Annotated in this window: 11 protein-coding genes; 2 read left to right on the forward strand and 9 right to left on the reverse strand. The window is 65.7% G+C overall.

What is annotated here, in order from left to right:
- Positions 1–144: 144 nt before the first annotated feature.
- Together GCN78_RS01900 and GCN78_RS01905 are read left to right on the forward strand one after the other, a co-directional pair.
- Positions 145–642 carry a pyridoxamine 5'-phosphate oxidase family protein gene (locus tag GCN78_RS01900; RefSeq protein ID WP_152250156.1) on the forward strand — a complete coding sequence of 166 codons (498 nt, stop codon included), beginning with the start codon at positions 145–147 and terminating at the stop codon, positions 640–642.
- An 88-nt stretch (positions 643–730) separates the two neighbouring features.
- Entirely contained in the window at positions 731–1,330 is a 600-nt protein-coding gene (locus tag GCN78_RS01905) for a DUF2239 family protein (protein ID WP_152250157.1), read from the forward strand.
- A gap of 15 nt (positions 1,331–1,345) precedes the next feature.
- Here the strand turns inward: GCN78_RS01905 and GCN78_RS01910 are convergent, their stop codons facing one another.
- From GCN78_RS01910 to GCN78_RS01950, 9 genes are all read right to left on the reverse strand, one after another.
- The gene (locus GCN78_RS01910; protein ID WP_152250158.1) at positions 1,346–1,609 is read right to left on the reverse strand and encodes a hypothetical protein; all 264 of its coding nucleotides are present in this window, start codon (positions 1,607–1,609) and stop codon (positions 1,346–1,348) included.
- Positions 1,610–1,790: 181 nt separating this feature from the next.
- Positions 1,791–2,159: a KGG domain-containing protein gene (locus GCN78_RS01915; RefSeq protein WP_152250159.1), complete on the reverse strand. Its 369-nt coding sequence runs from the start codon at positions 2,157–2,159 to the stop codon at positions 1,791–1,793.
- Between the two features lie 194 nt (positions 2,160–2,353).
- Positions 2,354–3,028: a ligase-associated DNA damage response endonuclease PdeM gene (gene pdeM, locus GCN78_RS01920; protein ID WP_152250160.1), complete on the reverse strand. Its 675-nt coding sequence runs from the start codon at positions 3,026–3,028 to the stop codon at positions 2,354–2,356.
- Positions 3,025–5,490 carry a ligase-associated DNA damage response DEXH box helicase gene (locus tag GCN78_RS01925; protein ID WP_152250161.1) on the reverse strand — a complete coding sequence of 822 codons (2,466 nt, stop codon included), beginning with the start codon at positions 5,488–5,490 and terminating at the stop codon, positions 3,025–3,027. The genes pdeM and GCN78_RS01925 overlap by 4 nt, the downstream gene beginning before the upstream one ends.
- On the reverse strand, positions 5,487–7,118 hold the full coding sequence (locus tag GCN78_RS01930) for an ATP-dependent DNA ligase (RefSeq protein ID WP_152250162.1): 1,632 nt from the start codon (positions 7,116–7,118) through the stop codon (positions 5,487–5,489). The genes GCN78_RS01925 and GCN78_RS01930 overlap by 4 nt, the downstream gene beginning before the upstream one ends.
- Complete coding sequence (locus tag GCN78_RS01935; RefSeq protein ID WP_152250163.1) at positions 7,111–8,151, reverse strand: ligase-associated DNA damage response exonuclease; 1,041 nt, start codon at positions 8,149–8,151, stop codon at positions 7,111–7,113. Before GCN78_RS01935 ends, GCN78_RS01930 begins: the two co-directional genes overlap by 8 nt.
- A 160-nt stretch (positions 8,152–8,311) precedes the next feature.
- A complete protein-coding gene (locus tag GCN78_RS01940; RefSeq protein WP_099762835.1) occupies positions 8,312–8,710 on the reverse strand; it encodes an MAPEG family protein in 399 nt (132 codons plus the stop codon).
- 48 nt (positions 8,711–8,758) lie between these two features.
- A complete protein-coding gene (locus GCN78_RS01945; RefSeq protein ID WP_152250164.1) occupies positions 8,759–12,157 on the reverse strand; it encodes a hybrid sensor histidine kinase/response regulator in 3,399 nt (1,132 codons plus the stop codon).
- Entirely contained in the window at positions 12,154–13,278 is a 1,125-nt protein-coding gene (locus GCN78_RS01950; protein ID WP_152250165.1) for a hybrid sensor histidine kinase/response regulator, read from the reverse strand. The genes GCN78_RS01945 and GCN78_RS01950 overlap by 4 nt, the downstream gene beginning before the upstream one ends.
- Positions 13,279–13,333 lie beyond the last annotated feature (55 nt).

Consider the following 13,333-nt stretch of genomic DNA (forward strand, 5'->3'; position numbering starts at 1 on the left):
GCCCCGCCGGACCAGCGTTTTGTAACAGCGTTGAAACATGCTCGCGTGACGGCGACCAGGCGTGCCACTACGTAAGCTGCCGTACAGAGCCGCATGCCATACCCGCCTATGCTGTTCTTCAGGACAATCAAACAGGAGCACAACATGCAAGCGTATTCCAGCGAACAACTGGCCAGCATCGCGGCCAGGATCAAGGATGTCAAATTCGGCATGCTGACCACTAGCGACGACATGCGCACCCTCACCAGCCGGCCACTGACGCAGCAGCAGGTCGACAGCGAAGGGCAGATCTGGTTCTTTGTCTCGGACGATGCCGCCTACACGCGCGATTTGATGAACAATCCGCAAGTCAACGTCAGCTTCGTCGACACGGGCGACAGCCTGTATGTGTCCGTCTGCGGCCACGCGCAGTTGCTGAAGGACCGCGCCAAGGCGGAGGAATTGTGGAGCCCGCTGGTGAAAGCGTGGTTCCCGGGCGGACTCGACGATCCGAAGCTGTCGCTGATCAAGGTGACCATCCAGTCGGCCGAATACTGGGACAGCAGCGCCAGCAAGATGATGCAATTCTATGAAATTGCCAAGGCCGCCATCACGGGCGCGCCGCCGAAGGACTTGGGCGAGCACGGACGAGTCGACCTGTAGCAGGCCAAGCACATTTTACCCGGGTATTATTGACTTTTAATTTAGTCCGGGTAAAATTGCCTGCATCGTCACCCATGGAAAGCAAGACATGCACGCCCCCGCCCAACTCACCGCCTTTGCTGGCTCGCACAAAGTTGCAGCCGGCACATTACATGTCGTAGCGCAAACACTGAAGGACTTGGTGACGCGCGATCCCGATGCGCAAATCCTCATTTTCGACGACGCCAGCGGCAGCCAGATCGACCTGAACCTGCACGGCAGCCTGGCCGATGTGCTGCAGCGCCTGCCCCAGCCACGCGCCGCGGCGCCCGCGCCGCCGGAGAGCGCACCCGCGCCCGCGCGCACGGCGGGTCGCCCGAAGCTGGGCGTGGTGGCGCGCGAAATCACCCTGCTGCCCCGTCACTGGGAATGGCTGGCGACGCAGCCGGGCGGCGCCTCGGTGGCCTTGCGCAAGCTGGTGGAACTGGCGCAGCGCGGCAGCAAGACACAGGATGAACAACGCCAGGCGCGAGAAGCGGCGTATAAGGTCATGAATGCGCTGGCCGGCGATGCGACTGGCTTCGAGGAAGCCAGTCGCGCCCTGTTCGCGGGCAATCAACCGGCATTCCTGACGTACGTGCAGGAATGGCCTGCCGACGTGCGGGAGCACGTCTTGCAGCTGGCCCAGCGGGGATGGTCCGACAATTAAGCCAACAGAAGAAGATCAAACGCCCGTGCTGCCCGTGGTGTCGGGCGCATCGTCGGCGCTCTGCCGGCTCTGGCCGGCGGAGCCGGACTGGTGATGCGGCAAGCGGTCGGCGCGCCGCACTTCGCCGATGGAAAACAGATCGTCGCCGATATCGAGTCCTTGCTCGCTATCGACCAGCACAAAGTTTTCGGCCGACTCGGCCGTGCTTTGCTTGCTGCCCGCCGTGGATGGCGTGCCGCCCTGGCTATTGCCCGGTTGCGGCGTATTCGAGTTGCCCATTATCTTCTCCCTGATCATCAATGCGAGTTGACTGCGAGGTGATTGCAGCTTGCCGGCGCAGCTATTTCATCATAGTCCATGCCTGCTGCATTGCATCAAAATTTTGCTACTGCAGGACAGATGCGGCCATGACCAGCGGCGTGCCTGCCTGCCGCTGGTCATGTTCACTTGCCACAGCTTACTACTGCTTGTTGCGCGTACCCGAGCTGGAGCCTGAGCTGGAACCCGACCCGCCGCTTTGCTTGTTGCCGCTGTCGCGGTTGCCTTCCTGGTTCAGACTGGCATGCTCGCGCGACCCGCCGGAGCTGGCGGCGCTTTGCCGGCTGGCATCGTTCTTGTGGCTTTGGCTGCCTGCGCGGCGTGCCTCTTCCGACGTGAATTCATGCGCCGTACCCTTTTCATGCGCGGCACGTCCGCCTTCGCTGGCGATTTCGCGCTGCTGGGCGGGATCCATGGAAGCGAAGCCACGTTTGCTGGTATCGCTTTGCTTGTTACCGCCGCTGCTACTGGTTTTACTACCTTGCTGTTTATTGTCGCTCGATGTGGCCATGATGATCTCCTTGATCGATGGAATCGGAAAACAGTGCAAACCATGCAATTCTTCCCCCTCGCATGGCAAGGGAACCCTCATCTTAGTGCCAGCATCGGGCGCAAGAAATAGGAGGATGGCAAGAGTGCATGTAGGATGAGTCCCGCCCACGGTACCGCAGTTACTTTCAGTTTTACACCAAAAGTACCAAACACTCAGCAGTTGGCAGGGAGCGGAAAAATCGCCGCGTCGGCCGTCACGTAGACGCGCTCGCCAGCGGCTGGCCGTACCGCATGGCCACCCGTAAAGGCGCCAAACGAGGGCAGGATGGCGCGCTGCCGGCCCAGCAGGAAACACGGCAGGCGCAAGCCGCGCCCGTCAGCGCGCAAGTGATACACGGGATGCACATGACCCGCCAGCACATAGCCGGGCGCGACGGTATCCGGATGATGGCAGAACGACAGCTTGCCCACCTGGTGCGGCTCGTCCACCATGCCGATGCCCAGCGCGGCGGCCGGATCGCCCGCATGCGCATCGTGGTTGCCGCGCACCACCGTCAGGCGCACGTCCCGATGGCGCGCGCGCCAGGCCAGCATGGCGGCCACGGTGGCGGCCGCATGTGCGGCGCGCGCGTGCAGAAAATCGCCGAGAAAGACGATTTCTTCGCAGGCATAAGTGGCCAGCAAGGCGTCCAGCGCCAGCAGGTTTTGCGTGGTGGTGCCGCGCGGCACGGGCACGCCCAGCGCACGAAACGCGGCCGCCTTGCCGAAATGGATGTCGGCGATGACCAGCATCTTGCGCGCCGGCCAATAGATGGCCTTGGACGCCAGCAGCCATAGCTGTTCACCGGCCAGCTCCACCACGCAGTGCGCTTGCCGCTGCCCGTTCATGCGGCCGCCTTTTCCAGCGCGCTGACCAGCCGCGCCACCCGGTCCGACAGCTTTTCCGTCGTCAGCTGTTCGCGGAAGCGCTCGACCATCAGGCCGAAAGCAAACGGCGAGGCGCGCTCCAACGCTTGCAGGCTGATGCTTCTGCCATGCAGCTCGCGCAAGGTGGCGCGCAAGCGCGTCAATTCCAGTTCCTGTTCCAGCACTTCGCGCTGCGCCTGCGTGAGCAGCAAATTGGCCGCATCGTGCTTGCGGAACACTTCAAAGAACAGCGAGGACGAAGCCTGCAACTGGCGCGCGCTTTTCGGCTGGCCCGGATAACCCTGGAACACGAGGCCGGCGATGCGGGCGATTTCACGGAAGCGCCGCTGCGACAGTTCCGTCGCGTTCAGGCTGGCCAGCACGTCTTCCAGCAAGTTGTCCGTGCTGAACAGGGGAAGATCGGCGCCGCTGGCGCCCGTCAACAGCGGCGCAAAGGCGATATCGTCCGCGCCCAGCAATTCAAAGCCGTAATCGTTGACGGCGATCGACAAGGTGGCCGGCTGCACGCGCGCGATGCGGTAGGCCAGCAGGGACGCCAGGCCCAGGTGCACCGAGCGCCCGGCGAACGGATACATGAACAGGTGACGGCCTTCGCGGCTGGACAAGGTTTCAAGCAACAGGGCCGAGCGCGTGGGCAGGCTGGACCATGCCTGCTGGATGGCCAGCAGCGGCGCCAGCGCGCGCATTTCCGGTCCGCTGGCCCGCCCCTCCTGCGCCAGCTGCAACTGGTCCAGCACGGCGTGCGCCAGTTCCGACGACAGCGGCATCTTGCCGCCCTGCCAGCGCGGCACGGCGCCGCGACTGCCCGTGGCGCGCCGCACATACGCCGTCATTTCATGCACGCGCACGAATTCCAGGATGCGTCCGCCGAACAGGAAATGGTCGCCCTGCTTCAGGCGCGCGATGAACGATTCCTCGATGCTGCCGATCCGTCCGCCGCCGAGGAATTTGACCTGGATCGCCGCCTCCGACACGATGGTGCCGATGCTCATGCGGTGGCGCCGCGCCAGCGCCACGTCCGGCACGCGGTACACGCCCTGTTCGTCCGGCAGCACGCGCCGGTATTCCGGATACACGGTCAGGCTTTGCCCGCCGCGCGCGACGAAATCGAGCGCCCATTGCCATTCGTCCAGGGTCAGGTGGCGATACGACCAGGCGCCGCGCACTTCCTCGTGCAGGGCCGCCGACGTAAAACCGCCGCCCAGCGCGATCGTCACCAGGTGCTGCACCAGCACGTCGAGCGGCTTGTCCGGCACGGGCCGCGCTTCCAGGTGGCCCTGCGCCAGGGCAGCGCGGGCGGCGGCCGCCTCCAGCAACTCCAGGCTGTTGGTGGGCACCAGGGTGACGCGCGAAATGCGTCCCGGCGCATGGCCGCTGCGCCCGGCCCGCTGCACCAGGCGCGCGATGCCTTTCGCGCTGCCCACCTGCAGCACGCGTTCGACGGGCAGGAAATCGACGCCCAGGTCCAGGCTGGACGTGCAGACGACGGCTTTCAGCTCGCCCGACTTCAGATGCTGTTCGACCCACTCGCGCACCTCGCGGTCCAGCGAACCGTGGTGCAGCGCGATCAGGCCCGCCCAGTCGGGCCGCGCGTCGAGCAAATGCTGGTACCACAGCTCGGCCTGCGACCGCGTATTCGTAAACACCAGGGTGGTGGCGCTGCCCTCGATCTCGGCGATCAGGGGCTGCAGCATCTGGATGCCCAAGTGCCCGCCGCAGGGAAAGCGCGTGGGGTTCAGCGGTATCAGGCTGTCGACGAGGATGCGCTTCCTGACTTTGCCTTCCACCAGCACGCCGGCGTTTTCCTCGCCCAACAAGACGTCCTGCGCCTGGCGCAAGTTGCCCAGGGTGGCCGACAGGCCCCACGTCATCAATGCGCCATTCCAGCGGCGCAGGCGGGCCAGCGCCAGCTGCACCTGCACGCCGCGCTTGCTGCCCATCAATTCATGCCATTCGTCGACGATCACGGTTTCCAGCAGACTGAAACGGTCCTGGGCATCCGCCTGGCTGAGCATCAGGGACAGGCTTTCCGGCGTCGTCACGAGCACCTCGGGCCAGGCCTTTGCCTGCCGCGCCCGCTGCGCGGCGCTCGTGTCGCCCGTGCGCGCCTCGATGCGCCAGCCGGGAGCGAGTTCGGCGCCGGAAGCTTGCAGGGCGCGCACGGTATCGGCCGCCAGCGCCCGCATCGGCGTGATCCACAGCACGCGCAAGCCCTGCCTTTTCCCCTTGCGCGCCAGGCGCTCGGCGCGCAGCAAGGCGCCGAACCAGACGGCATAGGTCTTGCCGGATCCCGTGCTCGCATGCAGCAGGCCGGACTTGCCCTGCGCGCCAGCGCGCCAGACGCCACGCTGGAAGGGAAAAATCTTCCAGCCGCGCGCGGCGAACCACGCATCGATGCGCTGTGCCAGCGTGCTTTTGCTCATGTGGTCTGGGCCAGCATGGCCTTCAGGGTGGCCAGGGTATCGGCATCGGCGATGCTCTTGTCTTCGCGCCGGCGCAGGATGCGGGGAAAGCGCACGGCGATGCCCGCCTTGTGGCGGCCGGATGCGGCGATGCCTTCGAAGCCGATCTCGAACACCATCGTCGGCTGCACGCTGCGCACGGGGCCGAATTTTTCGATCGTCGTCTTGCGGATGACGGCGTCGACCTGGCCGATTTCCACATCCGTCAAACCGGAATACGCCTTGGCGAACGGCACCAGCTTGCGTTCGCCCTCCCCGTCCTCATCCCATACGGCAAACGTGTAATCCGTGTACAGCGATGCGCGCCGGCCGTGGCCCGCCTGGGCGTAGATCAGCACGGCGTCGATGGCATACGGGGCTATTTTCCATTTCCACCAGGTGCCCACGTCCTTCGTGCGGCCCACGCCATACGCGGCCGACACGGCCTTGAGCATCATCCCTTCCACGCCACGCGCGCGCGATTCCTCGCGGATGGCCGCCAGCGCCTCCCAGTTGGCCGCCGCGATGCGCGGCGACAGGCGCAGCGCGGGCGCATCTACCTGCGCCACCACGCTTTCCAGCAGCGCGCGCCGTTCCAGCTGGGGCAGCTGGCGCACGTCCACGCCATCGCGTTCCAGCACATCGTAGGCCACCAGCACGGCGGGCAGCTCGGCCAGCAGCTTGGGCGACACGCTCTTGCGGCCCATGCGTTGTTGCAAGTCGGCAAATGGCGCCGGCACGTCGCCCGGCTGCCAGACGAGGATTTCGCCATCGAGCACGGTACCCTCGGGCAAAGCCAGTTGCGCCAGTTCGGGAAAGCGCTCCGTGATCAATTCCTCGCCGCGCGACCACAGCCAGTTCACACCGTCGCGGCGCAGCAGCTGCGCGCGCATGCCGTCATATTTCCATTCGACCAGCCAGGCGCCGACGTCGCCCAGTGCCGCCGGCTCCGCCTGCAGCGGGTGCGCCAGGAAGAAGGGGTAAGGCTGGCCGCCGCGCAGTGCATGTTCGCCCTCCGATGGCGCGGCGATCAGTGTGAGAAAACCCGCGCCCGTGGGACTGACCTTGCCGTCCGTCCAACCCATCAGGCGCTGGGCGATCAGCTTGCTGTCGACGGCGGCGATGGCGGCCAACGCGCGCGTCACCAGCAGTTTTGAGACGCCCACGCGAAAGCCGCCGCCGATCAGTTTGATGAGTAAAAAACGTTCGCGCGTTTCCAGTTCGTCCCAGTAGGCCAGCAAGTCGGCGCGGATGGTCTCGGGCGCCGCGCCGCGCAAGGGCGCGATGCGCCGCTCGACCCACTCGGCCAGGCCGACGTCGCTGCGCCTGGCCGGCGCGGGCAGGATCAGGGCGATGGTTTCGGCCAGGTCGCCCACGGCGTGATACGCCTCGTCGAACAGCCAGGCATCGAGGCCCGCCCTTTCGGTGGCATACTCGCGCAGCAATTTGGTGGGCACGGCCTGGCGCGGCTTGCCGCCGGCCAGGAAATACACGGCCCAGGCCGCGTTCTCGGGCGAGGCGCCGCGAAAATAGGCTTGCAGCGCCGCCAGCTTGCGGCTGGTGGAGGTGGTCTCGTCGAGCTCCGCGTACAGCCGGGCAAAGTCACGCATGGGCGAGGTCCCCCGCCGCCGTGCTTGCACCAGGCGCACCGTCATCGGCCTCGTCATCGCCATACTCCGTCTCGAAGCCGCCCGCCTGCCAGCCGTTTTGCCGCAGCCAGCGCACCATCACGGGAATCGAGCCATGCGTGACGATGATGCGCCCGGCCTGCGTGGCCCGGATGGCTTGCATCAGGCCGGGCCAGTCGGCATGGTCGGACAGGACGAAACCCCGGTCCACGCCGCGCCGCCGGCGCGCGCCGCGCAGCAGCATCCAGCCGCTGGCGAACGCATCGCTGTAGTCGCCGAAGCGCTTCATCCACGGCGAACCGGCGGCCGATGGCGGCGCGATCACCATCGCCGTCTTCAGCGCCGCCTTGTCCATGACGTCACCCACCATGACGGTGGCGGGCAAGGCCACGCCGGATTCGCGGTAGACCTGCGTCAAGGCCTGCGCCGCGCCATGGCAGATGATGGGGCCGATGCCGGCGTCCAGCCCCGCCAGGATGCGCTGCGCCTTGCCGAAGGCATAGCAGAACAGCACGCTGGTGCGCCCTTCGGCCGCATTCCTGCGCCACCACTGGTTGATGTCGTCATACACTTCCTGCGGCGCCTGCCAGCGGTAGATGGGCAGGCCGAAGGTCGATTCCGTGATGAAGGTGTCGCAGCGCACGGGCTCGAACGGCGCGCACGTGGGATCGGGCTGCAGCTTGTAGTCGCCCGACGCCACCCACACTTCGCCGCCATATTCCATGCGCACCTGGGCCGAGCCCAGTACGTGGCCGGCCGGATGCAGCGAGACCGTCACGCCGTGGTGTGCGATGCTGTCGCCATACGCCAGGCCCTGGATGGATACGGCGCCCAGGCGCGCGCGCAACACCTGCTCGCCGGGTGCGGCGCACAGGTAATGCCGGTGCCCGACGCGCGCATGGTCGGCATGCGCATGCGTGATGATGGCGCGCTCGACGGGCCGCCACGGGTCGATGTAGAACTGACCCGGCACACAATACAAGCCTTCCTTGCGCACCACCACCATGTCTGCCATGCCCCGCTCCCCACGTAAGAACCGCATTGGAATGGGCTGATTCTAGCGCGCTTGCGCCAAATCACTGTTCGACAGCGCACCATGGTCTCAGGCGGGGACGAGGAATTGCGCCATCAAGGTATGCGTGGTGTTTTCCGGGAAGGCGCTGGTGACCTGGAATTCAGGAAGCAAACAGGATGGCCCAGAACAGCATCAGCAAACCGGCAATCGACACGCACCACACGAGCGTGCGCACGACGGGCACGCCAAACGCGTACAGGGGCAGGTACAGCACGCGCGCGGCCAGGTACAGGGCGGCGCCATACAGGGTCAGCGCGCTTTCCTGCGCCGTCACGTGGGCGATCAGCACGGCGGCGGCGAACAGGGGCAGGGTTTCGAACAGGTTCGCCTGGGCCCGCTGCAAACGGCCAGTAATCTTGCCGACGGGCGGCCCGTCGCCGTCGCGCGCGCTCACGTTATAGGCCGTGCCGGTCTCGCGCGTGCGAAACAGCGCGGGTAGCAGGATTTGCACCAGCGCCAGCACGAGGGTACAGCCGAGCATCGTCAGTTCAGGGGTCATCCATTACCTCTGCGGGTGAGACAGGCAAGCCGTGCCGGCGCGTGCCCGTCAGGGTTGGTCGAGTGCCGCTTGCAACTCCGTCAAATCATAAGGCTTGCGCAAGACGCTGGCGGAAAAGCCCAGCTCGTCCATCGATTCCTTGCCATAGCCGGTGGAAAAGATGATGCGCATGTCCGGCTTCTCGCGCAGCACCATGCGCGCCAGCGCGATGCCGGACATGCCCGGCAGGCTGACATCCGTAAACAGGATATCGAAGTCTTGCTCGTTGAGCAATTCCCACGCCGCCTCGCCATCGGACACGCCGCTGACGGTATGGCCCAGCATGCCCACCAGTTCGCACACCATCAGCTGGGAATCGAGATTGTCTTCCACCACGAGTATCTTCATCGATGTCGGCATATCCCCCTGCGGCACCACGGCATGGCCGGTCAAGTCCAGTCCCGGCGTGCCGCTGCCCAGCACGCTGGCCGCCGGGCCGCCACCGGCCCCGGTGCCAGCCACCGGCGCGCCGGAGCGTTCAAACTGGCGCGCGCGCATTTGCTGCTGGCGGTTGGCCAGCACATGGCGCAGCTTGCGTGCCAGCTCTTCGCGCCGGTATGGCTTGCTGAGCAATTCCACCCCCGCGTCGAGCCTGCCCTCATGCACGATGACATCCTGCGCATAGCCCGAGGTAAACAAGACGGCGATATCGGGCTGCAATTCGCGCGCCTGGCGCGCCATCTCCGTGCTGCTGACGGGACCGGGCATGATCACGTCCGTAAACAGCAAGTCGATCTGCGCGCCGCTGTGCAGCACGGCCAGCGCGCTTTCGCCATCCTCGGCCTTGAGCACCTTGTAACCGAGCGCGCCGAGCATGTCGACCACGGTGGTGCGCACGCCCACGTCGTCTTCCACCACCAGCACCGTTTCCGTGCCGCCCGTGACGACGCCGCTCAATTCCAGTTCCTCGTCCGCTTCCGCCATCAGGGAGCGGGGCAAATAGATTTTGACTCCCGTGCCCACGCCAGGTTCACTGTAAATGCGGATATGGCCGCGGCTTTGCGTGACGAAGCCATACGCCATCGACAAGCCCAGGCCCGTGCCCGCGCCTTCCGGCTTGGTGGTGAAGAACGGCTCGAAGGCGCGCTGCAGCACGGGGCCCGTCATGCCGCGGCCCGTATCGGTCACCGACAGCATCACGTACTGGCCGGCCGGCACGTCGACCAGGTTGTGCACATACTGCTCGTCGAGCACGACATTGCCCAGTTCGATGGTCAGCTTGCCCACGCCATCCATGGCGTCGCGCGCATTGATGGCCAGGTTGAGGATGACGTTCTCGATCTGGCTGCGGTCGACCAGGGTATTCCACAGCCCGCCGCCGCCCACCAGCACGATGTCGATCGCCTCGCCCAGGGCACGCCGTAGCAGCGCATCCATGTTGCGCACGACGCGGGCCAGGTCGGCCACCACCGGTTGCAAGGGCTGGCGCCGCGCAAACGCCAGAAGGTGCGACGACAGCTTGGCGCCCCGCTCGACGGCGGCAATCGCCGTGTCCAGGCGCTGGCGCATGAGGCCATCCGTACCCGCCAGGTGCTGCAGCAAATGCAAATTGCCGGAAATGATTTGCAGCACGTTGTTGAAATCGTGCGCGATGCCGCCCGTCAGCTGGCCCACGGCTTCCATCTTTTGCGCCTGGCGCAAGGCGTCTTCGGCCTTGGTGCGCTCACCGACTTCCTGTTCGACCCGGTGCTCCAGCGTTTCGTTCAATTCATGCAGCGCTTTTTCCACGCGGCGCCGGTCCGTGATGTCCGTCTTGACGGCGATCAGGGAACGCGTCTGTCCCTGTTCATCGACCAGGCGGCTGACATTGCTCGACACCCACACCTGCGAGCCATCGGGCTTGATGTAGCGCTTTTCCAGCGAGAACGATTCACCCGTTTCCACCAGGCGACGGAACAGCACGCTGTTGCCGGGCACGTCCGCCGGATGCATGATGTCGTTCATGTTCAGGCTCAGCAGTTCCTCGGCGGAACGCCCCAGCATGCGGCACAGGGCCCCGTTGACCCGCTGGAAACGACCATCGAGGCCCAGCTCGGACAAGCCCACCGAGGCCTGGCCGAAAATGGCCGCCATGCGCTCCTGGCTGGCGTTGAGTTCATCCTCGATCTGGCGCCGCTCCGTCACGTCGAACGACACGCCCACGTAGCGGCGCTGGCCCGGCATGCGGCCGGCCACCACCTCGCCCTGGCGCGCGATCCAGCGCAGCGCGCCATCGGCAGGGCGGCGGATGCGGTATTCCACGTATTCGAGGGGATTGGGCGCCAGATCGAGCTTGCTCGGTCCGACCTTTTGCTGGTCGCGCGCATCGACCAAGCTCACCAGCAGGCGTTCCGTCACTTCCGCCTCGTCGGCAATGCCCCACAGGCGGCGGAAGGTAGGCGACACCAGCATCGCGCCCGTTTCGGGGAACCATTCGAAGGTGCCGATGCCGCCCGCCTGCTGGGCCAGGCGCAGCCGCTCCTCGGCTTCCATGCGCTCGGTGACGTCGATACCCTCGACGAGAATGCCCGTGACCACGCCCTCGTCATCCTTGATGGGCTGGTAGACGAAATCGATCTGGCGCTGGCCCGTCTGCCCGTCCGCCGTGTGCAAATCCACCTTCACCTGGCGCCCCTCGAACGGTTCGCCCGTGCGGTAGACCTGGTCGAGCAGTTCGATGAACCCTTGCGCCCTGACTTCGGGCAAGGCCACTTCGACTGGCTTGCCCAGCAAATCGCGGTGGCCTACCAGGCGCAGGTAATGTTCATTCGCCAATTCGAACACGTGCCGCGGCCCGCGCAGCAGGGCCATGAAGCTCGGTGCCTGCTGGAACAGGGCGCGCAGCAGCGCGCGTTCCTCGCCCAGGCGGCGGTTGGCCGCGCGCACGGCCTCGCTCTCCCTCTGCAAGGTGGTGTTGAGTTCGCCCAACTCGGCCGTTGCCAGCTTCAGCTGGCGCCCTTCCTCCATGCGCGCCGTCAATTCCAGCGCCGTGCACAGCACGCCGTCCACCTGGCCGTCGGCGCCATGCACGGGCGTATAAAACAGGTCGAAACAGACGTCCGTCGGTTTTCCATCGCGCAGCAGCGGCAGGCAGCTCTCGCGGTGCACCTGCGTCTCGCCGCGCAATCCCGCATCGAGGATGCGCGCGTTCCAGTCCCAGATTTCGGGCCAGACGAGCGGCACCGTGCCACCCAGCGCCGCCGGATGGCGCGCCCCGGCGATCTGGATGTAGTCGTCGTTGTAAATCATCACGTGCTGCGGCCCCCACATCAGCACCATCGCCATCGGCGAATGGAGCACGATGTCGACGCTGGTGCGCAAATGGGCGGGCCAGCCATCGAGGGGGCCCAGGCTGGTGGAAGACCAGTCGTGCCGGCGCACCAGCTCGCCCATGCTGCCGCCGCCGCGCGGCCAGGCTGGCGCGCTCATGTCGCCATTTCCGCTTGCACGCGCACCTGGCAATGGCGCGGGATGCGCACCGTGGCCAGCGTACCCTGCGCGGCCGTCGAACTGAGCTCGACCGTGCCGCCGTGGGCCTTGACGAACATGTTGACAGTGTACAAGCCCAGTCCCAGACCCTGCCCCGTCCTGCGCTTCTCGCCTGCCTGCTGGAACGGCTCGAACAGGGTCGGCAGTAATTCTGCGGGAATGACGCCGCGATTGGCGATGCGCAATTCAATGCTGTCGGCGGCCCGTCCGTCGAGGGCCAGCTGCACCGGCGTGCCCGCCTCGCCATGCGTGAGGGCATTGCATAGCAGATTCGAGATGACTTGCGACAGCAAGCCCGCGTCGCATTGCCCGTGCAGCTCGCCGACACTGCTGAGTTCGACAAGCGGGGGCTGGCCGGCCGTCTCGAATTCCTCGACGATGGCGCGCGCCAGCGCCAGGTAGTCGTGCGTGCTGCTGCGCAACTCCATCGTGCCCGAACGGATGCGCGCCAGGTCCAGCAACTGGTCGACCATGCGCGCCATGCGCTTGGCGCTGCTTTCGATGCGCTGCGCCGTGACGATCACCTTCGGGTGGTCGCTCATCATCGGCAACAGCATGGCGCCGTTCATCACCACCGACAAGGGCGTGCGCAAGTCGTGGCCCAGCACGGCCGTGAACAGTTCATTCAGGTGCAGCGCATGTTTGAGCTCGTCAAGCTGGGCCGACAATTCGCGTTTCTGCTGGTACAACTGAACCAGCACCGCCACCTTGCTTTGCAAGGCTTTCACGTCGATGGGCTTGTACAGGAAATCGACGGCGCCCGCCTCGTAGCCGCGGAAGCTGTAGCTGGGCTCGCGCGACGCGGCCGTGAGGAAGATCAGGGGAATGCCGCGCGTGCGCTCGCTGCCGCGTATCAGCTCGGCCAGTTCGAAGCCATCCATCTGCGGCATTTGCACGTCGATCAGGGCCAGTGCCACGTCATGCGTCAGCAGCAACTCCAGCGCCTCGGCGCCCGAACTGGCCTTGAGGATGACAATACCGGGCCGTGCCAGCACGGCTTCGGCGGCGACCAGGTTTTGCGCGATGTCGTCAACGACGAGGATATGGATAGGATCGGTCACGGAATCATCTTCAGGCATCGCAACGGCAAGACGCCATCGTGTTTCGATATAGATA

The sequence above is a fragment of the Janthinobacterium rivuli genome (assembly GCF_009208735.1).
Classification (GTDB): domain Bacteria; phylum Pseudomonadota; class Gammaproteobacteria; order Burkholderiales; family Burkholderiaceae_D; genus Janthinobacterium.

What these genes read in the sequence shown, in the direction of transcription:
- GCN78_RS01910 (WP_152250158.1), bottom strand. Translation starts at nt 1,609, where the DNA reads ATGGGCAACTCGAATACGCCGCAACCGGGCAATAGCCAGGGCGGCACG.
- GCN78_RS01930 (WP_152250162.1), bottom strand. Translation starts at nt 7,118, where the DNA reads ATGCGTGACTTTGCCCGGCTGTACGCGGAGCTCGACGAGACCACCTCC.
- GCN78_RS01925 (WP_152250161.1), bottom strand. Translation starts at nt 5,490, where the DNA reads ATGAGCAAAAGCACGCTGGCACAGCGCATCGATGCGTGGTTCGCCGCG.
- GCN78_RS01935 (WP_152250163.1), bottom strand. Translation starts at nt 8,151, where the DNA reads ATGGCAGACATGGTGGTGGTGCGCAAGGAAGGCTTGTATTGTGTGCCG.
- GCN78_RS01915 (WP_152250159.1), bottom strand. Translation starts at nt 2,159, where the DNA reads ATGGCCACATCGAGCGACAATAAACAGCAAGGTAGTAAAACCAGTAGC.
- GCN78_RS01905 (WP_152250157.1), top strand. Translation starts at nt 731, where the DNA reads ATGCACGCCCCCGCCCAACTCACCGCCTTTGCTGGCTCGCACAAAGTT.
- pdeM (WP_152250160.1), bottom strand. Translation starts at nt 3,028, where the DNA reads ATGAACGGGCAGCGGCAAGCGCACTGCGTGGTGGAGCTGGCCGGTGAA.
- GCN78_RS01940 (WP_099762835.1), bottom strand. Translation starts at nt 8,710, where the DNA reads ATGACCCCTGAACTGACGATGCTCGGCTGTACCCTCGTGCTGGCGCTG.
- GCN78_RS01945 (WP_152250164.1), bottom strand. Translation starts at nt 12,157, where the DNA reads ATGAGCGCGCCAGCCTGGCCGCGCGGCGGCGGCAGCATGGGCGAGCTG.
- GCN78_RS01900 (WP_152250156.1), top strand. Translation starts at nt 145, where the DNA reads ATGCAAGCGTATTCCAGCGAACAACTGGCCAGCATCGCGGCCAGGATC.